Origin of the sequence: Lentzea albidocapillata subsp. violacea (assembly GCF_900100275.1) — a bacterium.
Taxonomy (GTDB): Bacteria; Actinomycetota; Actinomycetes; order Mycobacteriales; family Pseudonocardiaceae; genus Lentzea; species Lentzea violacea.
Genome location: NZ_FNET01000003.1, coordinates 201,402 through 227,459, shown reverse-complemented (window position 1 = coordinate 227,459; position 26,058 = coordinate 201,402). Strand labels below are relative to the sequence as shown.

Here is a 26,058-nt window from a genome sequence, read left to right as displayed (position 1 = left end):
CCAGTAGCGAGTACTCGGCACGATGTTAGCGCTCGTTCACGTCGGGCGCCGCTGTGCTGTTGAGCACTCAGAGGGACTTCTGCAGGGCCGCGTCCTTGTCTAGTACGAGCTGCTCGAGTTCTGCCTGGAAGCGGGCCATGCGCTCCTGCAACCCGGCATCCGAGGAGGCCAGCATGCGGACGGCCAGCAGGCCGGCGTTGCGCGCGCCACCGACTGAGACCGTGGCGACCGGGACGCCCGCGGGCATCTGCACGATCGACAGCAGCGAGTCCATGCCGTCGAGGTACTTCAACGGCACCGGAACGCCGATCACCGGGAGCACGGTGGCGGAGGCGACCATGCCGGGCAGGTGGGCGGCGCCGCCCGCACCCGCGATGATCACTCGCAGGCCGCGGGACGCGGCCGACGTCGCGTAGTCGAGCATGCGCTGCGGGGTGCGGTGCGCGGAGACGACACTCACCTCGAACGGCACGTCGAACTCGGCGAGCGCTTCGGTGGCCGCCTTCATCACCGGCCAGTCCGAGTCGCTGCCCATGATCACGCCAACCTGAGTCACTCCGCGCTCCCGTGAATGTCGTATCCGTCTGACCAAACGCCCGTGGACAGCCAGTCGGCGGCGAGCCGCGCGCGCCGGCGGACCTCGGGCATGTCGTTGCCGAGGAACGTCACGTGCCCGATCTTGCGGCCCGGCCGTTCCTCCTTGCCGTACAGGTGCACGTGCACGTCCGGGTACCGGGCGAACAGGTGGTGCACGCGCTCGTCCGGACCCATCGCAGGCACATCTGAAGCCCCGAGGACGTTCGCCATCACGACGGCCGGCGCCATCAGGTCGGTGCGGCCGAGCGGGTAGTCGAGGACGGCGCGCAGGTGCTGCTCGAACTGCGACGTGCGGGCACCCTCGATCGACCAGTGGCCGGAGTTGTGCGGGCGCATCGCGAGCTCGTTCACGACCACGCCGGTCGCGGTCTCGAACAGCTCGACGGCCAGCACGCCCACGACGCCCAGCGCGTCGGCGACCTTCAGCGCCAGCTCCTGGGCCCCGGCTCCGTCCAGCGCGGGCGCGGGTGCCAGCACCTCGACGCAGATGCCGTCGGACTGCACGGTCTCGACGACCGGCCACGCCGCGCCCTGCCCGAACGGCGAGCGCGCCACGACGGCCGCCAGCTCGCGGCGCATCGGCACGCACTGCTCGACCATCAACGGCGTGCCGGACTCCAGCAGCTCGGGGACGACCCGCTCGGCGCTCTGCGGGGTGTTCAGCATCCACACGCCACGCCCGTCGTAGCCGCCGCGGATCGCCTTCAGCACGCACGGCCAGCCGTGCTCCGCACCGAAGCGCAGCACGTCGCGAACCTCGTGCACCTCGGTGAACGGCGGCACCGGCAGGCCCAGCTCGGCCAGCCGCACGCGCATCTTCAGCTTGTCCTGCGCGAACTGCAGCGCGTCCGGGCCGGGATGCACCTTCACGCCCTCGGCGACCAGCGCGCGCAGGTGCTCCTGAGGCACGTGCTCGTGGTCGAACGTGACCACCTCGCAGCCCTTGGCGAACGAGCGCAGCGCTTCGAGGTCGGTGTGCTTGCCGAGCACCACCTCCCGCGCGACGAGCGCGGCAGGGTCGTTCTCGGAGACTGCGAGCACGCGCAGCGACTGCCCGAGCGGGATCGCGGCCTGGTGCGTCATGCGGGCGAGCTGCCCGCCGCCGATCATTCCGACGACGGGGAGACGGGTACGAGAGTCCACGGTTCAGGCATTCTACCTGCGGCTACAGCGACACCCACCACCACGCCCAGCTCGCGCCCGCACTACCCCTCGGCCTTGGTGGCGGTGGAATCCGACGCGCTCTCCTCACCCGAAGCGGACTCCGGCTTCTCGGCAGGCGCAGGCTCGGCCCCCGGATCGACCGCGGGCGTGGGGGCGGACTCGACCGCCGCTCCGACCAGGACCGCGGCCGGAGCGGAAGCGGCGACCTGCGACGGCTTCCCGATGCGGCGGTGCGAGCGGGAGGGCTTCCACCCGCCGCCGTGCCGCATCAACCGGAACACGAGCAGGAACAGCCCCAACGCCAGCAGCGCACAAATGACGAACTCGATGATCTGGAACGTCGCGATCCGCTCGACCGGCTGGTATTCGACGTACGTGCCGATGGCGGCCTGCTCGTTGCGCATGCAGGTGTTCGTGTTGATCGCCTGCATGCACTTGTCCAGCACGCTCACCGGTTCGAAGTCGGGGCCGACGAAGCCGTTGCCGAGCTCAAGTCCGCGGTCCGGCACGACAGGGGTGTTCTCCCAGCGCACGATCACGCGTTCCGGCGGCAGGTAGTAGTCGCGCGCCACCACGGACACGAGGACGCGCGCGAGCATGAAGAACACCAGGGTGCCCGCGACCGCTGTCATGACGTGCCTGGTCAGCAGGCCGACGAGCACGCCGACCGCCAGCCCGAGGACGGCGTAACCGGCCTGCACGAGCGGGTTGGCCTCGAACGAGGACCACGACCTCCTCGTGCCGACGTAACCGTCGCCGGTTCCGACGAGCGCGCCCAGCAGGACGGCCAGGACGCCGAACACGAGCAGCTTGCCGCGCAACCACTGCACGGGCGTGACGTCCTGGCCCCAGGCCACGAAGTAGGTACGTTCCTCCAGCTCACGGGCGATGAGCGGCGCGCCCCAGAACATGCCGATCACGCCGCCGAACCCGAGCTGCACCATGAGGGCGTAGAAGCCGACGATCGGCATCGTGACCGCCCCGCCCTCGTACTCCGTCGAGACGAGGCCGTACACGGCGAGCAGGGCGACGGCGGTGACGCCGATGATGGGCCAGCGGTGCTGACGCCAGGTCAGCCAGATGATCGAGTCCAGTTTCACGCCGCACGCTCCAGGTGCGCCACGACCAGCTCCTCCAGCGTCACGTACCGCGCGGTCCACGGCTCGTCGATCCGCGTGCCGCCAGAACGCACCAGGTACGACGACTGCGATCTGCCGTGCTTCGCGAGCACCACGGGCCCCTCCACGGGTGATTTCGAGGCGTGCGGGCCGGTGTAGAGGACGTGCTCTTCCAGCAGCTCGTCCGTGTCACCGTTCACCAGCAGCCGTCCGCCGGACAGCAGCAGCAACCGGTCGGCCACGCCACCGATCTCGGCGACGACGTGCGTGGAGAAGACCAGCGTCATGCCTTTGTCGTTGACCTCGGTCAGCAACTCCCGCATGACCTTGTGGCGCGCGAGAGGGTCCAGTTCGGACAGTGGCTCGTCCAGCAGCATGACGTCCGGGCGAGAGCCCAGCGCCAGCGCGAGCGTCACGTGCGTGCGCTGGCCGCCGGACAGGTCACCGATCTGGAGCCTGCGCGGCACCTTGAACCGGGTGAGCCACTCGTCGGCGCGTTCGTCGTCCCAGACGTCGTTCATGCGGCGGCCGAACTGCAGCACGTCCGCGACCTTGAACGACCTGTACATCGGCTTGTGCTGCGGCACGTACGCCACCCGGCCCGCGATCGACGAGTGACCCGAGTCCGGTGGCAGGTGCCCGGCCAGCACGTTGAGCAGCGTCGACTTGCCGGAGCCGTTGGCCCCGACCATCGCCGTGACACTTCCCGGCGGCAGCTCGAAGGAGACGTTCCGCAACGCCCACTTCGACACTTCGGCCGCGACCACGCTCATTGCGCTCCCCCACTCAGCACCTCGCGCATCAGCGCGTGGATGTCCTCGTCCTCCAACCCGGCGGAGCGTGCCTCCGCGACCCACGTGGCGAGCTTGGCGCGCAACGGGTCCAGGTCCTCGGGGGCGGCGGACCCCAAGGTGGCCTTGACGAAGGTGCCGGAGCCCTGACGGGCTTCGACGAGGCCGGCGAGCTCCAGCTCGCGGTAGGCCTTGAGCACGGTGTTCGCGTTCACGCCGCTCGTGGCGACGACGTCGCGGACCGTCGGCAGCCGATCACCCGGCTGCAACCAGCCGAGCCTCAGAGCCTCCCTGACCTGCTGCCCCAGCTGCAGGTACGCGGGAAACCCGCTGCCGCGGTCAACGTGGAACTCGACCACGCACGCTCCCCAGATTGTTCTAGTGAGCTAGCACAATAGAACACTTCTGGGAGTGTTGGGAAGCGACCCCGGTGGGGACATGGGGGGAGAGCCGCCGGGCGCGGGACAGGGGGGTCAGCGCCCGAGGGAGGTGAGCAGCGCACGCGCCTCGGCGTGCGTGTCCGGCAACTGTTCGACCCAGACCTTCGCGGGCCCGACCGGCCGGACGTGGGGGTCGTCGGCGAGCCGGTCGGCCGCCAGGACCCTGAGGTTCGAGACTCTTCGGGCAAGAAGTCCGTCGCGCCGGACCAGCACCGCGGCCACGCACGGGCCGAGGGACGCCAACGTCTCGCCGCCGTCGAAAACGGTGCGCAACGCGTCCGACGCGAGTGTCATCGCGACGACACGGGACCAGCCTGACGCACGGTGCACGTCGAGCCGCAGCAGGACGAGGGCGTAGTCGAGGGAAGCGACCGGCGTCTCCCGGTACACCTCGCCCAGCCGTGTCCGCAGGTAGGCGGCAGTCGCCAGCCCGGTCAGAGGATCTTCGGCCGCGCAGTCGCCTGCCTGCTTCGTCACCACGTCCGCCCATCCCAGTGCCGTCATGCGCACCATCTGCGAAGGGAGCGCGTCGACGTCCGGCGACACGACGTGCGACACCTCTGTCAGCACGGCGTACAGCGCGGCCAGGTCCAGCAGCGTCTCGCTCAGGCCCGCTCCGGCCTCGGCGCGTGCGCGGCCCAGCCGGACCAGCGCGTCGCCGGGGTCGGCGTTGTCCAGCATCGCCGCGCACACGTCGTCGACCTCGGCGAGCGGCCAGTCTGCGGGGAACGCCCAGCCGGCGGCCATGGTGGCGGTGCGCCACCTCGACTTCAGCAGGCGTTCCGCTTGTGCGACACCCACCCGGTCTCCCTTCAGTTCGCCCGATTCCAGCTGGGAGACGCAGCCGTCGCTCATTCGTGACGCAACCCGCGCGGGGGATTGAGATGACTCCGCCAGGCGTCGTAAGTCACACTGGGCGCCGCGTGGGAGGGAAACAAAGACTGTGGCGATCGTTCCTGCAGACGTTCAGGGACCGAGCGACGCGGAACTCATCGAGTCCGTGCGCGGCGGGACCATCGACGCCTACGGCCAGTTGTACGAACGCCACGTCTCGGCGGCCTACAACCTCGCGCGCCAGCTGGCGCGCTCCCCGGCGGAAGCCGACGACCTCGTCTCCGAGGCGTTCGCGAAGGTCCTCGACACGCTCCGCGGAGGTCGCGGCCCCGACGCGGCGTTCCGCGCGTACCTGCTCACGGCGTTGCGCCACACCGCGTACGACAAGACGCGCCGCGACAAGAAGATCGACCTCACCGAGGACATGACCGACGTCGCGCCGGCCGTGCAGTTCAGCGACACCGCGGTGGCCGGGCTGGAGCGCTCGCTCGCCGCCCGCGCGTTCGCCGCACTGCCCGAGCGCTGGCAGATGGTGCTCTGGCACACCGAGATCGAGGGCCAGTCGCCCGCCGAGGTCGCCCCGTTGCTCGGGCTGACGGCCAACGGCGTGTCCGCGCTCGCCTATCGCGCCCGTGAGGGCCTCAAGCAGCAGTACCTGCAGATGCACCTGGCCGACACGGAGGGGGAGCGCTGCAGGGCGACCGTCGACCGGCTCGGCGCCTGGACCCGCGCGGGCCTGTCCAAGCGCGAGGCGACCCAGGTCGAGGCGCACCTCGACGAGTGCGGCCGGTGCCGGGCGCTGGCCGCCGAACTCGCGGACGTCAACGGCGCGCTGCGGATCTTCGTCGCCCCGCTCGTGCTGGGCGTCGGTGCCACGACGTACCTGGTGGCCGCCGGCACGACGACGGCCGTCGTCGGTGCCGGAGCGGCCGCGGGTGGTGCGGGCGCCGTGGGTGCCGCGATCCCCCGCCAGCTCGTCACGGTCGGAGGTTCCGCGGCCGCCGTGGCCGCAGCCGTGATGATCGCGCTGGCGGCCGGCGGCGAGCAGCAGGCGCCGGTGGTGCAGGCCGTCCAGCCCCCGCCGGCGCAGACGCAGGTCCAGTCGCCGAGGCCACCGGTGCCCCCGGTTCCGCCCGCTCCCGCCCCCGCTACGGAACCGCCGCCGACGACGGAGCCGCCGCCCCCGGTGCCCCCGCCCGCGCCGCCGGCACCGGCACCGGCACCCGCTCCGGAACCTCCCGCGCCCGCACCGCCGTTGCTCACGCCGACCACGCCGAGCGGGTACTCGCTGACGCCGGGCGAGGAGCCCAAGGACTTCCCGATCAGCGTCCGGAACACCGGCGGCACCGCGTCGCCGCCCGCGAACATGGTGCTGAACCTGCCGCCGGGCGTCGTGTCGACGGGCGGACCGTCGCGCTTCGGCGCCGCGCGCCTGCTGCAGCCGGACGGCTCCGCCGACCAGACCGTGAACTGCCCCGCCGGCACCGGCACGATCACGTGCGAGACGCCGCAGGGCATCGCACCGGGCGGGCAGGCGACGTTCCACTTCTGGCTGCAGGCCACCGACACCGCCGTGCCCGGCACGATCACCGGTGTCATCAGCGCGGGCACGGCGGTCACGGTCGACATCAGCGTCGAGGTCAACGTGCCGCCGGTGAACGACGACATCGACCTCTTCGTGAAGACGTGGAGCCAGGTGTGGTGGCACCACCCGCGTGCGGACGTCGTGGTGCGCAACAAGGGCCCGCGCGCCGGCACGCTGAAGCTGGACATCTCGTCGACGAAGGACCTGGTGATCTTCGCGCCCTACCGGCAGTGCACGCAGGTGGACAAGAGGTCGATCCGCTGCGTCGCCGACCTGGACAAGGGCGACAGGTTCCGGATGTCCTTCTGGGCGTTCGGACGCCACGGCGGGGACGTCACCGTGACGGCCGCGCTGGGCAACGCGACGAAGTCCGTGACCGTGCCGATGAAGGGCTGGCCGGAGCACCCGCCGGGCGAGGAACCGCCGAACCCGCCGACGTCCAGCACGACGGTGCCGCCGACGACCACGACGACGGAGCCCACGAAGCCGACGCGGCCGACCGAGTCCACGAAGCCGACCGTGCCCACCGAACCGACGAAGCCGACCGTGCCGACCCAGCCGACGGAGCCCTCGACGCCGCAGGCCCCGCCGTCGACGACGCCGCCACCGTCCCTGCCCCCGTCGACACCGCCGTCGACACCACCGACGACCACGCCGCCGCCGAGGACGGAAGCGCCGTGCGAGCCGAGGCGCGGTCTGCTGCCGCCGCTGATCCCCGATCTGCCGCGGTGGCCCTGCCCACCGGCGCGAAGTTGATCAAAAGTTGATCTTTGATCGTCACTGAACGTGCAGGTCATGCACCTCTGTGTCGCGGTATGTAACACCCGGCGGCGGGCACCGTTACCTAGATCCGTAAGCTGGCGCGGTGCTGCCAGTCGTTCGCCGCGCCATGAGCCGGCTGCCGGAACCGGTCCAGTTCCTGATGCACAAGCACCGCGAGTTGCTCCGGTTCGCGCTGGTAGGCGGCACAACGTTCATCATCGACAACGGTGTCTGGTACGCGCTCAAGCTCACCGTGCTGACCGACAAGGTCGTCACCGCCAAGGTCATCGGCGTGCTGGTGGCGATCATCGCTTCGTACGTGCTGTCGCGCGAGTGGTCCTTCCACACCCGCGGCGGCCGCGAACGCCACCATGAGGCCGCCCTGTTCTTCCTGGTGAGTGGCGTCGCCGTGGGCATCAACATCGCCCCGCTGTGGCTGTCGCGGCACCTGTTCGGCCTGCAGGCCCCGTTCGTGTCGGTCCTGACCGAGGAAATCGCGGACTTCGTCTCGGGCTCGATCCTCGGCATGCTGCTCGCGACCGGCTTCAAGTTCTGGGCGATGCGCCGCTGGGTCTTCCCCGACGCGGGCGCTCGGCCGGACCGGCGTGTTCACCCGATCTCCGTAGACTCGTCGCGTGTCCCTAGCCGAAACAGTGGTCTCGCGGTTCCCGGAACCGATCCGGTCGATCGCGCTGAAGCATCGTGAACTAGTCAAGTTCGCCCTGGTCGGGGGCACCTGCTTCGTGATCGACACGGTCCTGTTCTTCGGGATCAAGACGGTGGTCCTGCCGAACAACCCGGTGACGGCGAAGATCATCGCGACGCTGGTCGCCACGATCGTGTCGTACATCCTGAACAGGGAGTGGTCGTTCCGCACCCGCGGCGGCCGCGAGCGTCACCACGAGGCGTTGCTGTTCTTCCTGGTCAACGGCATCGGCATCGTGCTGAACTCGATCCCGCTGTACATCGCGCGGTACGCGTTCCACCTGCAGGAACCGCACGTGTCGCGGCTCACCGAGGAGATCTCGGACTTCCTGAGCGCGCAGATCATCGGCACGCTCATCGCGATGGCGTTCCGCTGGTACGGCTACAAGAACTGGGTCTTCCCCGAGGAGAACGGCCGCAAGGGCCGGTCGATCGAGGAAGAGAAGGAACTCGGCCACTCCTAGCGGGCTCGCGCCACTAACGCGGCGTGTTCGGCTGCTTCCAGGAGATCCCCACCACGTCCTGCGCCTTCGGCACCGGCAGGAACACGGCGAACGTCGCCGGCCGCGCCGTGGACAGCTCCAACCGGCCGCCGTCCGCGTCGACCAGCGCCCGTGCGAGCGCCAGGCCCACACCGGTCGAGCCGCCGCCGGAGACACCGCGCTCGAAGATGTGCGCCGCGAGCTCGTCCGGCACGCCCGCTCCGCCGTCGCTGACCTCTACGACGACGGTGCCCTCCTCGCTGCGTGCGGAGACCACGACCGACCCCTCGCCATGGCGCAGGGCGTTGTCCAGCAGCACCCCGATGGCTTCGCGAAGGCGAGCGGGGGTGGCGCGGGCCAGCAGGCCGTCCGGGACGCGGACGCGTAGCGCCCGGCCCTGGCTCTTGACCTGCTCGCGCCACTCGTCGGCGATCAGGTTCAGCGCGGGCCGCAGCTCCAGCGGCTCGGCGTCGACGGCTCGGGCCGCGCGGGCGGCGGCGAGGAGTTCGTCCAGCACGGCGGCGAGGCGTTCGGCCTGGTCCAGGGCCGCGCGCGCCTCGGCGGCCGTCTCGGGTTCCGGGTGCTCGGCGAGGGCTTCCAGGCGCAGCTGGAGGGCCGTGAGGCGGCTGCGGAGCTGGTGGGAGACGTCACCGACCAGTTCGCGTTCGCGCTGGACCAGCCTCGCCAGCGCGGTGGCGGACGTGTCGAGTGCGTCGGAGACCGCGTCGAGCTCCTGGATGTGGTAGCGCTGCTCGTCGGCGCGGAAGTCGCCGGCTCCGAGCCGGGACGCGCGGGCGGCCACGTGACCCAGCGGGCGGGCAAGCGTTTGCGCCGTCACCAGGGCGACGACGGTGCCGGTGCCGACGGAGAGCGCCAGCAGGAGCAGCACCAGGCCTGCCACCTGAGCCTGCGAGGTGTGCATCGGGCCGGAGGGGATCTCCAGGCGGACGGTGCCCTGCTGGGCGATCGGCAGTTCGACGGTCAGCGGGTCGTTGCCCGGCGAGGGACCCGTGACCTGGGTGGCGCCTGCCGACACGACGGTGAGACGGCCGTCGGTGGGGATGGCGATCCGGACGGCCTCGATGTCGAGGCTCTGCTGCTTGGCCAGCTGGTCGTCGAACGTCGTCGCGATCCGCTGGGCGCTTTCGCTCAGGTCGGCGCGGGCCGTGTCCTCGACGAGCTGCAGCGCGGTGTAGCCGAGCGGGAGGCCCAGCACGATCCCGGTGACGGCGACGGCGAGCAGGATCGCCCGCAGGATCCGGCGGCGCACTAGTCGGCGTTGAAGCGGAAGCCGCGGCCGCGCACGGTCGCGATGTGCTTCTCGGCTGAGTTCGGGGTGCCGTCGCTGAGCTTCCTGCGCAGCCACGACATGTGCATGTCGAGCGTCTTGCTGCCCTTGAGGTCCGGGTCGTTCCAGACCTCCGACAGGATCTCGTCGCGGCTCACGACCTGGCCCGCGCGCTGGATCAGCACCTTGAGCAGCTCGAACTCCTTGTTCGCGAGCTGGATCTCGCCGCCGTCGACGGTGACGCGGCGGGCGGCCAGGTCGACGCGCACGCCGTTGACCTCCAGCGTTCCCGGCGCGCGGCGACGCAGCAGCGCCCGGATGCGGGCCATCAGCTCGGCCAGGCGGAACGGCTTGGCGACATAGTCGTCCGCGCCCGCGTCGAGCCCGACCACGAAGTCGACCTCGTCGGCCCGGGCCGTGAGCATCAGCACGGGCACGCCCCTGCCGCTCTGGCGCAGCCGCCGGCACACCTCCAGCCCGTCCATGCCCGGCAGGCCGAGGTCCAGCACCAGGAGGTCGATGCCCCCGGCGATGGCGGTGTCGAAGGCACTTGGCCCGTCACTGACGACCTGCACGGAATACCCCTCCCGCGTCAACGCGCGGGAGAGAGGTTCCGCGATGGCCGGGTCGTCCTCGGCCAGCAACACCACGCTCACGGGCCCCAGCGTATTCGTGGAACGATCGCCGCGTGTCACGCCACGATGCTGATCTCGAACTCGCCCTCCGCCTCGCCGACGCCGCCGACGCGATCACCGCGACCCGGTTCCGCGCGCACGACCTCGCCGTGGAGCGCAAGCCGGACCGCACGCCCGTCACCGACGCCGACGTCGCCGTCGAGGACGCGGTCCGTGCCGTGCTGGCTGCCGAACGTCCGGACGACGTCGTCATGGGCGAGGAACGCGGCGGCACGCTGGACGCGTCCCGCGTCTGGGTGCTCGACCCGATCGACGGCACCAAGAACTTCCTGCGCGGTGTGCCGATCTGGGCGACGCTGATCGCCCTGGTCGAGGACGGCGTGCCGGTCGTGGGCGTCGTGTCCGCGCCCGCCATGGGCCGCCGCTGGTGGGCGGCCGCCGGCGGTGGCGCGTTCGCGTCGGACGCCTCCGGTGAACGCGCGATCTCCGTGTCCGGTGTGCGCTCTCTCGAAGACGCCTACGTGTCGACGACGGACATCAAGTCGTGGGTCGAGTACCACTCTCGCGAGGCGTACCTGCGTTTGGTGGACGCGACCTGGGAGAGCCGCGCGTTCGGCGACTTCTACCAGCACTGCCTGGTCGCCGAGGGCGCCATCGACCTGGCGCCCGAGTGCGTGGCGAACCCGTGGGACATCGCCCCGTTCCAGGTGCTGGTGACCGAGGCGGGTGGCCGTTTCACCTCGCTGGACGGCGAGGAGCGCTACGACGGCGGCAGCGTGCTGACGTCGAACGGCCACCTGCACGAGGCCGCGCTCAAGCTGTTGGCACGGTGAGGCTTCCGCGCGCGACCTGGGCCCAGGCCAGCCGGCCGAAGAGGTAGTGGCACGCCACGCTCTCGTCGTCGAACCGGGCCCAGTCGTAGCGGTTGCCCTGCTCCTGCCAGAACACCTCGTGACCCTTGCCGTCCTCATCGGTGAGGAGGCACCAGCGCTGGTCCGCCTCCTCGCCGATGCTGACGACGTCGTCGGGCACGCCGATCCTGGTCAGCCACTCCGGCAGCGACTCGACGTTCATGCGGTGATCTCCGTGAGGTAGCCGAGCGCGACGAGGTCCGCGACGGGGTGGGTGGTCCGGTACCGGCTGCCACCGCCGGGCTGACCGAACCAGGGCGCGCTGATCGTGCGGTGGACGGGCAGGTCCCTGGTGACGCGGTACCTGCGGTAGCCCTCGTCCGCTGCCTGGGGCGGCAGGGACCGTTGCGCGAACGGGGTACCCGCCGTGCTCAGGACGCGGCCCTCCGGCGTGCCGAACCTGTCGAGCTCGGCACCTGCCTGGAGGACTTCTGGCTGGCTGTCCTCGTAGCCGCCCTCGCGTTCCGCGGGCCAGCGCGGGGTGCCGTCCTCGTGCTGGAACAGGCTTTCCCAGTCGCGTTCGTGCATGCCCGCGAGCGGGTCGTGGCCGGCCAGGAGTTCCTGCACGACCGGGTGATCCTTGCCGAGACCGGTGCTGGCACGGACCGGCTGCGCGGTGGACGTGTCGATCGGCTGCGGGTGGTCGTCCGGGGCGAACCTCGGGACGGCCTGCTCCTCCTCCCGCGGGGGCGGCGGGAGCTGGCGGGCCGGCTTGGGGGCGAGGGACGGGGCCCGTCCGGCGCTCAGGAAGACGGCCATGAACCAGCTGCCGGCCGCGGCCGCCGTGTAGGTGTGGCGGGCGATCTCGCCGGCGATGCCGGGATTCGCCAGCGCCAGGTCGTTCCTGTTCTCGAGGCGGTCGCTCAGTGCGTGCGAGCCACCGAGGTCCACCGTCGCCAGCGGGCCCGAGGTGGTGGTCAGGGCTCCGAGGTCGACGTCGGCGCCTGGCGCGGCCGGGCCGGCGATGGTGTCGCCGACCTGGCGCTCGCCGCGTTCCTCGACGGCGTCGCCGTCCAGCAGTGCGTCCGCGGTGTCCTTCGCCAGGTCCTTGGCGGCGGCGTCCTTGGCCGTCACCGCCGCCGGCGAAGTCTGCCCCTGGGCGGAGACCTGCGTGCCGGACTGGGTGTGGCCCGGCCCCTGCGCCTGGCTCGGCTGGATTCCGGCCTGGCCGCCGAACTGGGTGGGCTGGCTCGGTACCGCACCGGGGAAACCGGTCTTGGCCGCGGCTGCCTGCGCACCCGCCTTGGCCTCGCCGGACTTGAGTTCGGCTGCCTTCGCGTCGGCCGCGGCCTTGGCGGCCTGCTGGCTCTGCTGAGCGGCCTGGCCCTGCTGACCGGGTGCCTGCGCGGCACCCTGCTGGCCCACGACCGCACCGACCTGGGACGCGGCCGCCGGAACACCACCGGCGGCGCCACCGATCGGACCGCCCACCGGGCCACCGGCCGGAGCCGCGCCCATCGCCGGGGCAGCGGGTGCGGCCGGGGCTGCGGGCGCCGCGGACTGAGGTGCGGCCGGAGCCTGGCTCGGCAGTTCGCCACCTCGGACCAGCGGCGGGTCGAGCACGGCGGCGGACGCCTGGGTCGTGCCTTCGGTGATGGGGCCGAGGGTGCCCGCGACGCTCGGGATCGCACCGGCCACCGGCTGCGCGACGGGCGCGGCGACCTGGCCCACCGCCTGGCCCACGTCGGCCACCAGGCCCTTGCCCTCGCCTCGACCGGGGCCTTCACCACGGCCGTGTCCGTCACCATTGCCCTGACCGTCACCCTGGCCCTGGCCGTCACCCCGGCCGTCGAACACCGGACCGGCGGCGTCGCGGCCACCGGGCACCGCGTCCAGCACCGGCTGCACGACTGCGGCGGCGGGTGCGGTCGCGGGAGCGGCGGCGTCGAGGACCGGCGCGGCGGCCTCGGTCACGGCACCGACGACAGGTGCGAGAGGGGCCGTCACGGCACCGACGACGGGCGCGACCGGAGCGGTCACGGCGCCGACGGCCGGGGCCACCGCTTCGGTCACGGGGGCGACCACGGCGGCGACGGGCTCGACGATCGGAGCGACCACGCCCGCCACCGGGGCAACCACGCCACCGACGAGGTTCGTGACCGGCGACAGCAGTCCACCGCCGGGCCCGTGGGCGCCGGGTGCGGTGTTGACGGGAGGCGTGCCCTGGCTCATGTCGATGCCGCTGTCCAGGCGGATCGCGGAGGTCAGCGTGTTCTGGAGGTTCGCGACGTTGGCCGCGGCACCCTTCGTCAGCGTGTCGAGGCCGAGCAGCGCGGTGGGGTTGCCGGCGCCGGCCGAGATCGTCGCGGCGTCGTTGTTCTTGGCCAGCGCCACGAGCTCGCGGACGATCTCGACCTTCGCGGCACCGACCTGCTTGGCGGCGTGGTCGAGACGGTCGGCGGCGGCGTGGCAGCCGCTGGCGGCGCGGTGGAAGTCGCCGTCCGGAGCCACGACCTTGGCCCAGCGACCGCGTGCCGCGTCACCGGTGCCACCGGTCATGCCGTCCAGTGCACGGTTCGCGGCGCCGTCGGACGTGGTGCCGAGGCTCTTGATCTTGTCGCCGGCCTCGCGCCACGCGGTGGCGCTGGAACGCATGGCGTCCTCGTCGGCCTTGGGCCACGAGACACCGGCCTTGGCCGCGACGGCGGTGAGTTCGGCGGGAAGCTCGATGCCCATGTCAGCCTTCCAACCTTCTCATCCCGGACGCGTTCTGCTCCTCGACGTGCCGGTACGTGGAGGCCGTCGCGGCGAGCTTGTCGCTCACGTCCCCCAGCGTCGTCGCCAGTCCCGACAACGCCCCGGTGGCGTCCCCGGACGGCTTGTCGTGCGAGGCGGCGAAACTCTGCCCGACCGCGTCGTCACCCCAGCAGGCACCGAACGAGGAGAGCGCCCGGTCGAGCGTCCCCGCGATCTCGCCTGCCTGCCCCGCGAACCCCTTGAGCTCGCGCGCCCCGGCGTCCAGCCGCTCGAGGTCGGCCGAGTACCCGGTCATCGGACCCTCCTGTCGATGAGCTCGGAGTCGAGCCAGCTCTCCCGCTGCTCGTTGTCCTCGTCGTCGTCCCTGCGCCCGCGAACGGGCCGGCGCCCGAGATCAACGGTCTCGGTGTCGTCCACCGCGTACTCCGAGGGCAACAGGTCGGCGGTCCCGGCGACCAGCGCGGCCGGATCCGTGGAAGCGGGCAACACAGCACTCAACGTCTGATATGTGTCCTCGGCAGCACTGGCCGCGGCCGCGGCCACGGTCCGCACGATCAACTCGGCCAGCTGCTCCGGCCGATGCCTGCGATAGGCCGACTCGGAAAGCTCCAGTCCCACGAGCTTGCCGCCGGACCCCACGGTCGCTTCGACCGTCCCGTCAGGACTGGAGGCCCGCCCGGACACAGCGGCCAGCTCGCGCTGCACCGAAGCAAGCTGCTCGCGGCTACGCCGGTAGTCAGCGAGCAACTCATCGACCTGCGCACGGTGGTCGTCCACCGAGTCCCCCTCACACGCATAGCCCTGGGCCCTAGGACGCCGTCGCACCTAGATCGGTTCCCAGCGGATTCAGTTACGTAGAATCAACGAGATGATCGCCTTCGAGGATCTGCCCGCAGGCCGCATCATCCCGCTTGGCGAGGTCATCGTCGACCGGGACGACATGCTGGACTTCGCGAAGAAGTTCGACCCGCAACCGTTCCACCTGGACGAGGAAGCGGGCAAGAACTCGATTTTCGGCGGTTTGTCCGCCTCCGGCTGGTACACGGCCTCGCTCTGGATGCGCCGCTGGGTGGACGAGGTGTTGGCCGACTCCACCTCACAGGGCTCGCCGGGCGGCCGTGAACTCTCGTGGCTCGCCCCGGTCTACCCCGGCGACAGGCTCACCTTCGAAGCCGAGGTGCTCACCGCACGACGCTCGAAGAAGCGGCCGGAACTCGGCCTGGTGGAGTTCGAGGGCAGGGCGAAGCGTGGCGACGAACTGGTCTACCGGTTCATCGCCACGGGCATGTTCACCGCACGCGGCTGAACTACTTCGACAGCGCCCGCACCACCCGCGAAGGACTGGGCCGCCCCAGTTGCTCGGCCATCCACACCGACGTCTCGACCAGCTTGTCGAGGTCGACGCCGGTCTCCACACCGAGACCGTCGAGCATCCACACCAGGTCCTCGGTAGCAAGGTTGCCGGTGGCCGACTCGGCATACGGACACCCGCCCAGCCCACCGGCGGAAGAGTCCACAGTCGTCACACCGCAACGCAAAGCGGCCAGCGTGTTCGACAACGCCTGGCCATAGGTGTCGTGGAAGTGCACGGCCAGCGGGGAAACGTCGCGGAAGCCCTCGAGGAGCGCCTCGACCTGGCCGGGGGTCGCGACGCCGATGGTGTCGCCCAGCGACAGCTGCGAGCAGCCCATCTCCAGCAGCCGCTCGCCGACGGCCACGACCTGGGACCGGGCGACCGGGCCCTCCCACGGGTCGCCGAAGCACATCGACACGTACCCGCGCACGTCCAGACCTGCTGCCAGCGCACGGGAAACGGTCGGCTCGAACATCTCGAACTGCGAGTCCAGCGTGCGGTTGAGGTTGCGCGACGCGAACGTCTCGGTGGCCGAGGCGAAGATCGCGATGTGCGTGACGCCGGCCTCCAGGGCACGGTCCAGGCCGCGCTCGTTCGGCACCAGCACGGGATAGACCACGCCCGGCCGCTGCGTGAGCCCGGCCAGCAGCTCGGCGGCGTCGGCCAGTTGCGGCACCCACTTGGGGTGCACGAAGGAGGTGGCCTCCAAAACGGACAGTCCCGCCGCGGCCAGCCGGTCCAGGAACTCCAGCTTCACCGCCACCGGCACGACGACCGACTCGTTCTGCAGTCCGTCCCGGGCGCCGACCTCCCAGATCGTCACCCGCGAGGGCAGCGATCCGGAGCCGACGACGTCCGGCAGCCCTACCTCACGCGCGCCCATCGACGGTCCCGGGGTGGAAGTCGTCATCGGGGTTGTCGTTGACCTCTCGGTACAACATCGTGTGCACCTTCTCCACGGACGGGATGTCGTCGAACTCGAGCGGCTCGTCCGAGGCCGACTCGATGATCAGGGTGCCGCAGCCGAGCAGGCGGTCCAGGAAACTGTGCTGGAAGCGGACGCTGTTCACACGAGCCAAAGGGATGTCGAGGCCTGTGCGCTTGAACACGCCCTCGCGGTACATCACGCGGTCCGACGTGATGATGAAGTGCGTCGTCCGCCAGCGCACCACCGGCGCCACCGTCAGCCACAGGATCAGCACGGCACCGACCACGGCCAGCACGATCCACACGATCGTGGCCCACGACTGGTCGCCGAGGAGCCCGGCGAGATAGGTGCCGAGCGCGACCACCACCAGCAGCCAGAACACCGGGAAGATCAGCATCTTCCAGTGGGGGTGCTTGTGGATCACGACGTGCTCGCCGGAGCTGAGCAGGTCGTCGGGATAGGCCATGGAGCAACCCTAACTACGCCGGGCGCAAATGCACCACGTCACCAGCGGACACGCCGTGCTCCACCCCGTCGGCGCCGCGCACGACCAGCGTGCCGTCGGCCTCGATGCGCTGCGCCACGCCGAGAAGCTCGACACCGGCCGAGAGTTCGACTCGAACCTGCGACCCCACGGTCGACGAGTGCTCCTCGTACTCCTCCAGCACGCCGGACTCGACCGCGTCGCCGCCGTTCTTGCGCCACACGCCTTCCAGCCCGGCCAGCTCGACCAGGAGCCGGAACGCGAGCTCGCCGCGGTCGAGCTCCGCGGCGCCCAGGTCCTCCAGCGACGTCGGCGCGAGCCCACCGGGTGCGGGCTGGACGTCGGACGGCAGCTTCGCCACGTTCAGGCCGATGCCGACCACGACCGAGCCGTCGGCGGTGATCTCGGACAGGATCCCCGCGCCCTTGCCCGGCCCGGAACCGAGCAGCAGGTCGTTCGGCCACTTCAACGTCGCCTCGACACCGGCCGACTGGGCGACGCGCACCAGGGCCAGCCCGGCGATCAGGTTCAGCCACGGCAGCCGCTCGGCGGGCACACCGGCCGGGCGGAACAGCACGCTGACGTAGAGGCCGCCCGCGGGCGACGACCAGCTGCGTCCGCGCCGGCCCTGTCCCGCGCTCTGCTCCAGCGCGATCAGCACGGTGCGGTCCGCGGCGCCGGAGGCGGCCAGGTCCGCGTTGGTGGACGCCGTGGTCTCGACGACGTCGAGAGCGGCGTACGGGCCGTTGGGTGCGACGAGCCGTGAGCGCAGCTCTTCGGCGTCGAGTGCGATGGTCATCGCGTCAGGTTATGGGAACGGAAGAGGGTACGTGCGATCGGAGATTGCCGACAGGTTGCCGTGACCTGGACAACTGCACGGGGCAGTTCAGCAATGGTCTCGTTAGGCTGCGAGCCCATGAGCAGTGCGACCGAGCCGATCGGGCACGTCCCCACCGGCGCTTCAGGCGTCCCGGACGTCCACACCACCGCGGGCAAGCTCGTTGACCTCTACCGGCGCAACGACGAGGCGGTTCACGCCGGCTCGGCACGCGCGGTCGAAAAGCAGCACGCGAAGGGCAAGAAAACAGCCCGCGAGCGCATCGACCTCCTGCTCGACCCCGGATCGTTCGTCGAGCTCGACGAACTCGCCCGGCACCGTTCCACGAACTTCGGGCAGGAGCGCAACCGCCCGTACGGCGACGGCGTGGTGACGGGCTACGGCACCGTCGACGGCCGCCCGGTGTGCGTGTTCTCCCAGGACGTCACCGTCTTCGGCGGCTCGCTCGGCGAGGTGTACGGCGAGAAGATCGTCAAGATCATGGATCTGGCGATCAAGACCGGCCGGCCGATCGTCGGCATCAACGAGGGCGGCGGTGCGCGCATCCAGGAGGGCGTAGTCTCGCTCGGCCTCTACGGCGAGATCTTCTCCCGCAACGTCAAGGCCTCCGGCGTGATCCCGCAGATCTCGCTGATCATGGGCTCGAACGCGGGCGGGCACGTCTACTCCCCCGCGCTGACCGACTTCGTGGTGATGGTCGACCAGACCTCGCACATGTTCATCACCGGCCCCGACGTCATCAAGACCGTCACCGGCGAGGACGTCACGATGGAGGAGCTCGGCGGCGGTCGCACGCACAACACCAAGTCCGGCAACGCGCACTACCTCGGCAGCGACGAGGAGGACGCGATCGCGTACGTAAAGGAACTCCTCTCGTACCTGCCGTCCAACAACCTCTCCGAGTCGCCCACGTTCGAGGGCACGCTGACGGAGGGGTCGATCTCGGACGCGATCACGGACGAGGACCGCGAGCTCGACACGTTGATCCCGGACTCCGCGAACCAGCCGTACGACATGCACGAGGTCATCAACCGCGTGCTCGACGACGGCGACTTCCTGGAGGTGCAGCCGCTGTTCGCGCCGAACATCCTCGTCGGCTTCGGCCGCGTGGACGGCCACTCCGTCGGTGTCGTCGCGAACCAGCCCACCCAGTTCGCCGGTTGCCTCGACATCAACGCCTCCGAGAAGGCCGCGCGGTTCGTCCGCACCTGCGACGCGTTCAACATCCCGGTGCTGACGTTCGTCGACGTGCCCGGCTTCCTGCCCGGCACCGACCAGGAGTGGAACGGCATCATCCGGCGCGGCGCCAAGCTGATCTACGCCTACGCCGAGGCCACCGTTCCGCTGGTCACCGTCATCACGCGCAAGGCGTACGGCGGCGCGTACGACGTCATGGGGTCCAAGCACCTCGGCGCCGACATCAACCTCGCGTGGCCCACCGCGCAGATCGCCGTCATGGGCGCGTCGGGTGCGGCGAACATCGTGCACCGCAAGACCCTCGCGGCCGCGGCTGCCAACGGCGAGGACGTCGACGCCCTGCGCGCGCAGCTGCAGCAGGAGTACGAGGACACGCTGTGCAACCCGTACGTCGCCGCTGAGCGTGGTTACGTCGACTCGGTGATCCCCCCGGCGTACACCCGCGGTTACGTGGCGCGGGCGTTGTCGATGCTGCGGGACAAGCGCGAGACGCTGCCGCCCCGCAAGCACGGGAACATCCCGCTGTGACCGCGCCGGAGGAGAAGCCGCTGCTCAAGGTCGTCAAGGGCGCGCCGGACGACTACCAGTTGGCCGCGCTGACCGCGGTCATCGCGGGGCTGGCTTCGGCCGCGCCCGCCGAGGACAAGCCTGCACCACGCTCGGAGTGGGCGAACCCGGCTCGCCGGGTCCGCCGGCCGTTGCAGCACGGACCGGGTGCCTGGCGCGCCTCCGGTTTCCCCGGCTAGGAACACTCGACTCGGCGGCTGGTCACGTTCAGGCCGACGGCGACCTCGCGACAGCGGGTCTCGCCGTCGACCTCCAGCCGCAACGTCCAGAACGCGCTGCCGTAGGCGTTGGTCCGGCGCAGCACCTGTACACCGGCGTGGTCGAGCGGCAGGTTGGCGCGCACGGCGGGCACGATCTGCGTCAGCAGCGCGTGCTCCGCGCGATCGGCGGTGTCGGCGAACGGCCAAATGGGCACTCCATAGCCGATCGGGTCACTCGCGAGCACGCTTCCAACGCCGAATGATCCGATGAGCCCGCCGAGCACGACGAGCAGTGCCGCGATCCGTCTGCGCTTGCCTTCGCGATCGGAGCCGCGTTCGGTGAGGACAAGCACCCAGCGCTTCACTCTTCCGAGAGTGCCGACCGAAGAGGTGATCGCGCATCAGCAGTACTACTCAAACGGACCGCGCGAACTGGCGGACCGTGTACGCGCTGTGCATCGGCTTCTTCATGACGCTGCTGGACACGACCATCGTCAACGTCGCGCTGCCGTCGATGATCACCGACCTGAACGCGTCCCTGAACGACGTCATCTGGGTCGTCAGCGCCTACCTGCTCGCGTTCGCGGTGCCGTTGCTGCTCACCGGACGGCTGGGCGACCGGTACGGGCCCAAGCGGCTCTACGGCATCGGGCTCGTGCTGTTCATCGGGGCGTCGCTGGCCTGCGGTCTCTCCACGAGCGCGGAGGCGCTGATCACCGCGAGGGTGTTCCAGGGCCTCGGTGCCGCGGCCATGACCCCGCAGACGATGGCGTTCATCACGCACCTGTTCCCGCCGGTCAAGCGGGGTGCGGCCCTGGGCATGTGGGGCTCGGTCGCCGGGCTCGCGACGGTCTCCGGGCCGTTGCTCGGCGGCGTGCTGGTCACGCACCTGGGCTGGGAGTGGATCTTCTTCGTGAACCTCCCGATCGGTGTGCTCGCGGTGGTGCTGCTGTTCCTGTGGGTGCCCGACCTGCGGCCGGACCGCGCGCCGAAGTTCGACGTGCTCGGCGTCGTGCTGTGCTGCCTGGGGCTCGGCCTGCTGGTGTTCGGGATCCAGAACGGTGAGCACTACCGGTGGGGCCGGGTCGCCGGACCCGTCACGATCACCGAGATCATCGCCGCCGGGGTGCTGTCCCTCGCGGGGTTCGTGCTGTGGCAGGCGTCCTCGCGCAACCCCGAGCCGCTGATGCCGCTGCGGATCTTCCGCAACCGCAACTTCTCGCTCGGCAACGTCGCGAACATCGCCATCGGCATCACCGTGACCGGGGTGTTCGTACCCCTGGCGCTGTTCCTGCAGACCGTGCCGAAGCTGTCCCCGCTGATGACGGGCCTGGTCACGGCCCCGGCGTCGCTGATGTCCGGCGTCGTCGCGATCTTCGCGGGCCGGCTGTCGAACCGGGCCGACGCCAAGTACCTGCCGATCACCGGGTTCGCCCTGATGGCGCTGGGCATCGTGGCGATGACGTTCCTGCTCGGTGACGGGTCCCAGTGGGTGCTGCTGCCGTCGATGGTCGCCCTCGGCATCGGCATGGGGCTGGTGTTCTCGCCGCTGACGAACATCTCCACACGCACGCTCGACAGGTCGCTGCTCGGTGCCGGTTCCGGCATCTACAACACCTCGCGGCAGTTCGGGAACGTGCTGGGCAGCGCCGCGACGGCGGCCGTGCTCCAGGTCGTGCTGGCGGCCACCGGCGACTTCACCTCGGCCGTGCGGGCGGCGTTCTACCTGCTGCTGGGAGTGCTTGCGGTCGGCATCGCCGCCGCGTTCGCCTTCCGCCGGGTCGCCGCGCCGGGCGTGACAGACTCGGCGCGTGCGTCTGATCCTGGCCTCCCAGTCACCCGCCCGTCTTAGTGTCCTGCGGTCCGCGGGCATCGAACCCGTGGTCCGGGTCTCCGGTGTCGACGAGGACGCGTTGGTCGAGTCGCTCGACAACCCGACGCCGGAGGAGACCGTCGTCGCGCTGTCCGCGGCCAAGGCCGAGGCGATCGAGCACGACGACGAGTGCGTGGTCGTCGGCTGCGACTCGATGCTGCTGTTCGAGGGCGAGCTCGCAGGCAAGCCCGGCACGCCCGAGGTCGCGCGCGAGCGGTGGCAGCGGGTGGCGGGCAAGAGCGGCGTGCTGATCACCGGGCACACCGTGCTGCGGGTCTCCGGAGGCGCCGTGACCGGCCGTGCCTCGGCCGCCGAGTCGACGACCGTGCGGTTCGGCACGCCGTCGGAGGAGGAGCTGGAGGCCTACATCGCGACGGGTGAGCCGTTGCACGTCGCCGGTGGCTTCACGATCGACGGGCGCGGCGGCTGGTTCATCGACGGCATCGACGGCGACCACACGTCCGTGATCGGCATCAGCCTGCCGCTCACCCGCAGGCTGCTCGGCCAGGTGGGCGTTCCCGTGTCCACCCTCTGGTAGTCCTGGTCACAGTTCACCCAATCGGGGAAGACCGCCCTCAACGCCGGCGTTGAGGGCATCGGTGAACGAGTACTTGACGCGTCGCAGGCACATCGACCTGGCACGCAGGACGAGCACGGGCTGTCGGAGCTAACCGCTCCCGACGCCCCGTTTCGCTCATCCCTGCCCAGGAGATGTTCCAGTGTCGTTCGTCCAGACATACCGCAAGCCCAAGGTCTTCGGCTTCACCGTCCTAGGCGCGCTCGTGCTCGGCGCGCTCGCCGGCTGGCTCGGCAAGGGCACGTGGCTCGCGCCCGTCCTCGCCAAGATCGGCTCCACCTTCACCGCGCTGCTGCAGCTGACCGTGATCCCGCTGGTGTTCACCGCGATCGTCGTCGGCATCGCGTCGCTGCGGAACCTCGGCGGCGGCCGCACCGCCGCCCGCCTCGGCGGCAAGACGTTCCTGTGGTTCGCCATCACGTCGTTCGTCGCGGTGCTGATCGGCATCGCGGTCGCCACGGTCCTCAAGCCCGGCGCGGGCCTGCAGATCGAACCCGCCGCGGGTGCCGTCGACAAACTCGCCAAGCGCGCGTCCGGCTCGTGGCAGACGCTGCTCGACAACCTGGTGCCCACCAACATCTTCAGCGCGTTCACCGAGGGCGAGGTGCTGCAGGTCGTGTTCGTCGCGGTGCTGGTCGGCTTCGCCGCCTACGCGCTCGGTGACAGGGCGGCGCCGTTCACGAACCTGGTGAAGTCGTTCTTCGAGATCGTCCAGAAAGTCGTCGGCTGGATCATCCTGCTGGCCCCGATCGGCATCTTCGGCCTCATCGGCAACGCCGTGGCGTCCTACGGCAACTCGTTCGTGCAGCCGCTGTTCTCGCTGATCCTCGCCGTGTACCTCGGTACCGCGCTCGTGCTGTTCGTCGTCTACCCGGTCCTGCTGAAGTTCGTCGGCAAGACCTCGCCGGTCGAGTTCTTCCGCAAGGCGGGCACGGCACTGCAGTTCGCGTTCGTGTCGCGCTCCTCGGGAGCCACGCTTCCGTTGTCCCGCAAGGCCGCGGCGGACCTCGGCGTGCCGAACGAGTACGCGAACTTCGCCGTGCCGCTGGGCACCACGACCAAGATGGACGGATGCGCCGCGGTCTACCCGGCCGTCGCGACGATCTTCATCGCGAACATGTTCGGCATCCAGCTCTCGGTGTGGCAGTACGTCGGCATCGTGCTCGTCGCCGTGTTCGGCGCGCTGGCCACGGCAGGGACGACCGGCTGGTACACGATGCTCACGCTGACCCTGAGCGTCATCGGCCTGCCGCCCGCCGTGATCGCGACCGGTGTGGCCGTGGTCTACGCGATCGACCCGATCCTCGACATGATGCGCACCGCGACCAACGTGGCCGGTCAGATCACCGTGCCGGTGCTGGTGGCGCGCAGCGAGAACCTGATCGAGGAGCCTGCGGCTTCGGCCGAGAAGGACCTCGTCAACGCCTAGTGCGCTAGCCGTTTGCGCAGGGGCGCAACTGCGACAACTTCGGCGCCGGTGCGGGCCAGCCAGCGAGCTGCTCCCGTGCCGGCGCCGGCGTCGTACAGCCGATGATCGGCCCGAGCGCCGAGAACACCTGCACGAACGAGTCGTTGCACTGACCGTCGCAGCCGCGCTGGGCCGAGACGACGTCCGCCGTGCCGTCGTCATTGACGTCGTGCAGCCCGAGGTATCCGGCACTGGAGAGATAGGCGGCCTGCGCGCGCGACCACGTGCCGTCCTTGCGGATCAACACCTCGCCGAGCGCCTTGCCGTTCTGCTCGCCGCGCACGAGGCACACGCTGATGGTCGCCTCCGAGCACAGCAACGACTTGTCGTTCACCGTCGCGCCGGACTCGGCGATGGTCATCTCGAAGACGAACGGACCCGACTCGCCGGTCACCCTGATCCGCCCGCCGCCTGTTCCGGAGAGCAGCTCGACGAGGTCCCCGCCGACCGATCTGCCGATGACGACCTGGCAGACGGTGGTACCGCAGCGCATTCCGGGATCGATGCCGGACTGACCTGAATCGGTGTTGTCAGGCCTCTGGAAATAGGCGAACACCAGCCCCGCTGCGAAGACCACGGCGGCAACGACGGCGACCACCTGCACGGACCTGGTTCCACCCACATCGCAGATTGTGCTCGATGGGCTCACGATGGGTGTGAAGTGAGGCGTCTCTCCCTCTCGGAGTTCACTGATTTCCGTAGACTGCGGCACCAGCCAGAGCCGTAATTAACCGGTCCAGCAGGAGGTACGACGCCGTGTCGCTGCGCAAGGTCCTCATCGCGAACCGCGGTGAGATCGCCGTCCGGGTCATCCGCGCCTGCCGTGACGCCGGTCTGACGAGCGTCGCCGTCTACGCCGATCCCGACCGCGACGCACCGTTCGTGCGGCTCGCCGACGAGGCGTTCGCGCTGGGTGGCAACACCCCCGGTGAGAGCTACCTGTCGTTCGAGAAGGTGCTGGCGGCCGCCGCCCAGTCCGGTGCCGACTCCGTGCACCCCGGCTACGGCTTCCTGTCCGAGAACGCCGAGTTCGCGCAGGCCGTGCTCGACGCCGGGCTGGTGTGGATCGGCCCGACCCCGCAGGCGATCCGCGACCTCGGCGACAAGGTGACGGCACGGCACATCGCGATGCGCGCGGGCGCGCCGCTGGTGCCCGGCACCAAGGACCCGGTCAACGGGCCGGACGAGATCATCGCGTTCGCCTCCGAGCACGGGCTGCCGGTCGCGATCAAGGCGGCGTTCGGCGGCGGCGGCCGTGGCCTCAAGGTCGCGCGCACCCTCGAAGAGATCCCCGAGCTGTTCGACTCCGCGGTCCGCGAGGCCGTCACGGCGTTCGGCCGCGGCGAGTGCTTCGTCGAGCGCTACCTGGACAAGCCGCGCCACGTCGAAGCGCAGGTTCTCGCCGACACCCACGGCAACGTGATCGTCGTCGGCACCCGCGACTGCTCGTTGCAGCGCCGCCACCAGAAGCTCGTCGAGGAGGCGCCCGCGCCGTTCCTGACCGACGAGCAGCGCGCCACGATCCACTCGTCGGCCCGCGCGATCTGCCTCGAGGCGGGCTACCACGGCGCCGGCACCGTCGAGTACCTCGTCGGCATGGACGGGTCGATCTCGTTCCTGGAGGTCAACACGCGCCTGCAGGTCGAACACCCGGTGTCGGAGGAGACGACGGGCCTCGACCTGGTGCGCGAGCAGTTCCGCATCGCCGCCGGCGAGAAGCTGCGTTATACCGAGGACCCGGCGCCCCGCGCGCACTCGATCGAGTTCCGCATCAACGGCGAGGACGCCGGCCGCGGCTTCCTGCCCGCGCCCGGCACCGTCACGACGTTCGTCGCGCCGTCCGGCCCCGGTGTCCGCGTTGACGCCGGTGTCGAGTCGGGTTCGGTGATCGGCGGGCAGTTCGACTCGTTGCTGGCCAAGCTGATCGTGACCGGCGAGACCCGCGAAGAGGCCCTGGCCCGCGCCCGGCGCGCGCTGGACGAGATGGTCGTCGAGGGCATGGCGACGGTGCTGCCGTTCCACCGCGTGATCGTGCGCGACGCGGCGTTCACCGCCGAGAAGCCCGAGGGCTTCACCGTCCACACGCGGTGGATCGAGACGGAGTTCGACAACCAGATCGCACCGTTCGCGGGCGCTTTCGAGACTGCGGACGAGGAGACGCCGCGCCAGACCGTCGTCGTCGAGGTCGGCGGGCGTCGCCTGGAGGTGTCGCTGCCGGGCGATCTCGCCGTCGGTTCACGGCCTGCTGCCGCCGCGAAGAAGCCGAAGTCGAAGCGCGCGGGTGGCAGCGGCGCGGCCGTGTCGGGTGACGCGGTGGCGGCGCCGATGCAGGGCACGATCGTGAAGGTGGCCGTCGAGGACGGGCAGATCGTCGAGGCGGGCGAGCTGATCGTGGTGCTGGAGGCCATGAAGATGGAGAACCCGGTGACGGCGCACAAGGCCGGCACGGTGACGGGTCTCGCGGCCGCGCCCGGCGACCCGATCACGCAGGGCACCGTGATCTGTGAGCTGAAGGACTGAGGACGCAGTTCCCTTGGGTCGTGGGACCGAGGCGACTGCCTGT

28 protein-coding genes are annotated in these 26,058 nt (G+C 70.5%); 11 read left to right on the top strand and 17 right to left on the bottom strand.

Features of this window, described 5'->3' with window-relative positions; genetic code table 11:
• Positions 1-67: 67 nt before the first annotated feature.
• From purE to BLR21_RS08985, 6 genes are all read right to left on the bottom strand, one after another.
• Positions 68-556, bottom strand: coding sequence for a 5-(carboxyamino)imidazole ribonucleotide mutase (gene purE, locus BLR21_RS09010; protein WP_256334572.1), 489 nt, complete (start codon positions 554-556; stop codon positions 68-70).
• On the bottom strand, positions 553-1,740 hold the full coding sequence (locus tag BLR21_RS09005; protein ID WP_090005350.1) for a 5-(carboxyamino)imidazole ribonucleotide synthase: 1,188 nt from the start codon (positions 1,738-1,740) through the stop codon (positions 553-555). The genes purE and BLR21_RS09005 overlap by 4 nt, the downstream gene beginning before the upstream one ends.
• A gap of 62 nt (positions 1,741-1,802) precedes the next feature.
• The gene (locus BLR21_RS09000) at positions 1,803-2,861 is read right to left on the bottom strand and encodes a hypothetical protein (protein ID WP_090005349.1); all 1,059 of its coding nucleotides are present in this window, start codon (positions 2,859-2,861) and stop codon (positions 1,803-1,805) included.
• A complete protein-coding gene (locus BLR21_RS08995) occupies positions 2,858-3,652 on the bottom strand; it encodes an ATP-binding cassette domain-containing protein (protein WP_090005348.1) in 795 nt (264 codons plus the stop codon). Before BLR21_RS08995 ends, BLR21_RS09000 begins: the two co-directional genes overlap by 4 nt.
• Positions 3,649-4,029, bottom strand: coding sequence for a GntR family transcriptional regulator (locus tag BLR21_RS08990; protein ID WP_090005347.1), 381 nt, complete (start codon positions 4,027-4,029; stop codon positions 3,649-3,651). The genes BLR21_RS08995 and BLR21_RS08990 overlap by 4 nt, the downstream gene beginning before the upstream one ends.
• Positions 4,030-4,143: 114 nt before the next feature.
• Entirely contained in the window at positions 4,144-4,911 is a 768-nt protein-coding gene (locus BLR21_RS08985; protein WP_256334571.1) for a GGDEF domain-containing protein, read from the bottom strand.
• A 142-nt stretch (positions 4,912-5,053) separates the two neighbouring features.
• On the opposite strand from BLR21_RS08985, the gene BLR21_RS08980 reads away from it, so the two are divergent.
• From BLR21_RS08980 to BLR21_RS08970, 3 genes are all read left to right on the top strand, one after another.
• A complete protein-coding gene (locus BLR21_RS08980) occupies positions 5,054-7,285 on the top strand; it encodes a sigma-70 family RNA polymerase sigma factor (RefSeq protein ID WP_090005346.1) in 2,232 nt (743 codons plus the stop codon).
• A 112-nt stretch (positions 7,286-7,397) separates the two neighbouring features.
• A complete protein-coding gene (locus BLR21_RS08975) occupies positions 7,398-7,997 on the top strand; it encodes a GtrA family protein (RefSeq protein WP_420843870.1) in 600 nt (199 codons plus the stop codon).
• The gene (locus BLR21_RS08970; RefSeq protein ID WP_090005344.1) at positions 7,927-8,460 is read left to right on the top strand and encodes a GtrA family protein; all 534 of its coding nucleotides are present in this window, start codon (positions 7,927-7,929) and stop codon (positions 8,458-8,460) included. The genes BLR21_RS08975 and BLR21_RS08970 overlap by 71 nt, the downstream gene beginning before the upstream one ends.
• A gap of 13 nt (positions 8,461-8,473) precedes the next feature.
• On the opposite strand, the gene BLR21_RS08965 is transcribed toward BLR21_RS08970, so the two are convergent.
• Both BLR21_RS08965 and BLR21_RS08960 read right to left on the bottom strand, forming a co-directional pair.
• Positions 8,474-9,748: an ATP-binding protein gene (locus BLR21_RS08965; RefSeq protein ID WP_090005343.1), complete on the bottom strand. Its 1,275-nt coding sequence runs from the start codon at positions 9,746-9,748 to the stop codon at positions 8,474-8,476.
• A complete protein-coding gene (locus tag BLR21_RS08960; RefSeq protein ID WP_090005342.1) occupies positions 9,748-10,422 on the bottom strand; it encodes a response regulator transcription factor in 675 nt (224 codons plus the stop codon). Before BLR21_RS08960 ends, BLR21_RS08965 begins: the two co-directional genes overlap by 1 nt.
• Positions 10,423-10,454: 32 nt before the next feature.
• Here BLR21_RS08960 and hisN point away from each other — a divergent pair, with 32 nt between their 5' ends.
• Positions 10,455-11,234 (top strand): histidinol-phosphatase, encoded by a 780-nt coding sequence (hisN, locus tag BLR21_RS08955; RefSeq protein WP_090005341.1) that lies wholly within the window; start codon positions 10,455-10,457, stop codon positions 11,232-11,234.
• On the opposite strand, the gene BLR21_RS08950 is transcribed toward hisN, so the two are convergent.
• Genes BLR21_RS08950 through BLR21_RS08935 form a run of 4 tightly spaced genes read right to left on the bottom strand, consistent with a single transcriptional unit; the run spans position 11,215 to position 14,786 of the window.
• Complete coding sequence (locus tag BLR21_RS08950) at positions 11,215-11,475, bottom strand: hypothetical protein (RefSeq protein WP_090005340.1); 261 nt, start codon at positions 11,473-11,475, stop codon at positions 11,215-11,217. The genes hisN and BLR21_RS08950 overlap by 20 nt on opposite strands.
• Positions 11,472-13,988: a TNT domain-containing protein gene (locus BLR21_RS08945; RefSeq protein WP_090005339.1), complete on the bottom strand. Its 2,517-nt coding sequence runs from the start codon at positions 13,986-13,988 to the stop codon at positions 11,472-11,474. Before BLR21_RS08945 ends, BLR21_RS08950 begins: the two co-directional genes overlap by 4 nt.
• A gap of 1 nt (position 13,989) precedes the next feature.
• A complete protein-coding gene (locus BLR21_RS08940) occupies positions 13,990-14,304 on the bottom strand; it encodes a WXG100 family type VII secretion target (protein WP_090005338.1) in 315 nt (104 codons plus the stop codon).
• Positions 14,301-14,786 carry a YbaB/EbfC family nucleoid-associated protein gene (locus BLR21_RS08935; protein ID WP_090005337.1) on the bottom strand — a complete coding sequence of 162 codons (486 nt, stop codon included), beginning with the start codon at positions 14,784-14,786 and terminating at the stop codon, positions 14,301-14,303. Before BLR21_RS08935 ends, BLR21_RS08940 begins: the two co-directional genes overlap by 4 nt.
• A gap of 91 nt (positions 14,787-14,877) precedes the next feature.
• On the opposite strand from BLR21_RS08935, the gene BLR21_RS08930 reads away from it, so the two are divergent.
• Positions 14,878-15,315, top strand: coding sequence for a MaoC family dehydratase (locus tag BLR21_RS08930; protein ID WP_090005336.1), 438 nt, complete (start codon positions 14,878-14,880; stop codon positions 15,313-15,315).
• A gap of 1 nt (position 15,316) precedes the next feature.
• Here the strand turns inward: BLR21_RS08930 and BLR21_RS08925 are convergent, their stop codons facing one another.
• From BLR21_RS08925 to BLR21_RS08915, 3 genes are read right to left on the bottom strand one after another with little or no spacing between them, the layout of a single operon-like run.
• On the bottom strand, positions 15,317-16,246 hold the full coding sequence (locus BLR21_RS08925) for a hydroxymethylglutaryl-CoA lyase (protein ID WP_090005335.1): 930 nt from the start codon (positions 16,244-16,246) through the stop codon (positions 15,317-15,319).
• On the bottom strand, positions 16,233-16,757 hold the full coding sequence (locus BLR21_RS08920; RefSeq protein WP_090005334.1) for a PH domain-containing protein: 525 nt from the start codon (positions 16,755-16,757) through the stop codon (positions 16,233-16,235). The genes BLR21_RS08925 and BLR21_RS08920 overlap by 14 nt, the downstream gene beginning before the upstream one ends.
• A gap of 13 nt (positions 16,758-16,770) precedes the next feature.
• The gene (locus BLR21_RS08915) at positions 16,771-17,574 is read right to left on the bottom strand and encodes a biotin--[acetyl-CoA-carboxylase] ligase (protein WP_090005333.1); all 804 of its coding nucleotides are present in this window, start codon (positions 17,572-17,574) and stop codon (positions 16,771-16,773) included.
• Positions 17,575-17,691: 117 nt separating this feature from the next.
• Here BLR21_RS08915 and BLR21_RS08910 point away from each other — a divergent pair, with 117 nt between their 5' ends.
• Positions 17,692-19,338, top strand: coding sequence for an acyl-CoA carboxylase subunit beta (locus BLR21_RS08910; protein WP_090005332.1), 1,647 nt, complete (start codon positions 17,692-17,694; stop codon positions 19,336-19,338).
• Complete coding sequence (locus BLR21_RS08905; protein WP_090005331.1) at positions 19,335-19,556, top strand: acyl-CoA carboxylase subunit epsilon; 222 nt, start codon at positions 19,335-19,337, stop codon at positions 19,554-19,556. The genes BLR21_RS08910 and BLR21_RS08905 overlap by 4 nt, the downstream gene beginning before the upstream one ends.
• On the opposite strand, the gene BLR21_RS08900 is transcribed toward BLR21_RS08905, so the two are convergent.
• Positions 19,553-19,942 (bottom strand): hypothetical protein, encoded by a 390-nt coding sequence (locus BLR21_RS08900; protein WP_090005330.1) that lies wholly within the window; start codon positions 19,940-19,942, stop codon positions 19,553-19,555. The genes BLR21_RS08905 and BLR21_RS08900 overlap by 4 nt on opposite strands.
• A 77-nt stretch (positions 19,943-20,019) precedes the next feature.
• On the opposite strand from BLR21_RS08900, the gene BLR21_RS08895 reads away from it, so the two are divergent.
• The 3 genes from BLR21_RS08895 (at position 20,020) to BLR21_RS08885 (ending at position 23,456) form a co-directional block, all read left to right on the top strand.
• Positions 20,020-21,429: an MFS transporter gene (locus BLR21_RS08895; RefSeq protein WP_256334570.1), complete on the top strand. Its 1,410-nt coding sequence runs from the start codon at positions 20,020-20,022 to the stop codon at positions 21,427-21,429.
• Positions 21,389-21,988, top strand: a complete 600-nt coding sequence (locus BLR21_RS08890; protein ID WP_090005329.1) for a Maf family protein — start codon at positions 21,389-21,391, stop codon at positions 21,986-21,988. Before BLR21_RS08895 ends, BLR21_RS08890 begins: the two co-directional genes overlap by 41 nt.
• A 181-nt stretch (positions 21,989-22,169) precedes the next feature.
• Positions 22,170-23,456, top strand: coding sequence for a dicarboxylate/amino acid:cation symporter (locus BLR21_RS08885; RefSeq protein WP_090005328.1), 1,287 nt, complete (start codon positions 22,170-22,172; stop codon positions 23,454-23,456).
• A 4-nt stretch (positions 23,457-23,460) separates the two neighbouring features.
• On the opposite strand, the gene BLR21_RS08880 is transcribed toward BLR21_RS08885, so the two are convergent.
• Complete coding sequence (locus BLR21_RS08880; protein ID WP_030476478.1) at positions 23,461-24,117, bottom strand: hypothetical protein; 657 nt, start codon at positions 24,115-24,117, stop codon at positions 23,461-23,463.
• Positions 24,118-24,251: 134 nt separating this feature from the next.
• Between BLR21_RS08880 and BLR21_RS08875 the strand changes: the two genes are divergently transcribed.
• Entirely contained in the window at positions 24,252-26,015 is a 1,764-nt protein-coding gene (locus BLR21_RS08875) for an acetyl/propionyl/methylcrotonyl-CoA carboxylase subunit alpha (protein ID WP_090005327.1), read from the top strand.
• Positions 26,016-26,058 lie beyond the last annotated feature (43 nt).

Coding starts and splice junctions, on each gene's coding strand:
- BLR21_RS08995 (WP_090005348.1), bottom strand. CDS start 3,652: ATGAGCGTGGTCGCGGCCGAAGTGTCGAAGTGGGCGTTGCGGAACGTC.
- BLR21_RS08950 (WP_090005340.1), bottom strand. CDS start 11,475: ATGAACGTCGAGTCGCTGCCGGAGTGGCTGACCAGGATCGGCGTGCCC.
- BLR21_RS08915 (WP_090005333.1), bottom strand. CDS start 17,574: ATGACCATCGCACTCGACGCCGAAGAGCTGCGCTCACGGCTCGTCGCA.
- BLR21_RS08930 (WP_090005336.1), top strand. CDS start 14,878: ATGATCGCCTTCGAGGATCTGCCCGCAGGCCGCATCATCCCGCTTGGC.
- BLR21_RS08920 (WP_090005334.1), bottom strand. CDS start 16,757: ATGGCCTATCCCGACGACCTGCTCAGCTCCGGCGAGCACGTCGTGATC.
- BLR21_RS08910 (WP_090005332.1), top strand. CDS start 17,692: ATGAGCAGTGCGACCGAGCCGATCGGGCACGTCCCCACCGGCGCTTCA.
- BLR21_RS08945 (WP_090005339.1), bottom strand. CDS start 13,988: ATGGGCATCGAGCTTCCCGCCGAACTCACCGCCGTCGCGGCCAAGGCC.
- BLR21_RS08925 (WP_090005335.1), bottom strand. CDS start 16,246: ATGGGCGCGCGTGAGGTAGGGCTGCCGGACGTCGTCGGCTCCGGATCG.
- BLR21_RS08940 (WP_090005338.1), bottom strand. CDS start 14,304: ATGACCGGGTACTCGGCCGACCTCGAGCGGCTGGACGCCGGGGCGCGC.